The organism is Gemmiger formicilis, assembly GCF_016901605.1.
Classification (GTDB): domain Bacteria; phylum Bacillota; class Clostridia; order Oscillospirales; family Ruminococcaceae; genus Gemmiger; species Gemmiger formicilis_B.
On the sequence record NZ_JACJKP010000759.1, the window covers coordinates 1 to 222 of the forward strand.

Annotated in this window: 2 pseudogenes; one reads left to right on the forward strand and one right to left on the reverse strand. The window is 56.8% G+C overall.

The features are described from left to right. Window positions 1-113, reverse strand: a pseudogene (locus H6B10_RS16740) (sugar transferase); the annotation flags it as partial. Here H6B10_RS16740 and H6B10_RS16745 point away from each other — a divergent pair. Beyond that, a pseudogene (locus tag H6B10_RS16745) lies at window positions 110-222 on the forward strand (sugar transferase); the annotation flags it as partial. The pseudogenes H6B10_RS16740 and H6B10_RS16745 overlap by 4 nt on opposite strands.

A 222-nucleotide genomic window follows, 5' to 3' on the forward strand; every position in this document is an offset into this window, starting at 1 on the left:
ATATAGCTGTCGGCGTTTTTCAGCAAGTGGGTGGGCACATCGTGGGGCGTATCCCCGCGCATGGTGCGGAACTTGAGGATATTAAAGTGCTTTTTCCCCCGCCCTACACGGCGCATTCCTTCGCAAAACCAGCCTGGACGAATTGCCGCAGATTTACAACATTCTGGCCGGCCAGATGAGCATCATCGGCCCGCGCCCGGCGCTCTACAACCAGTATGACCT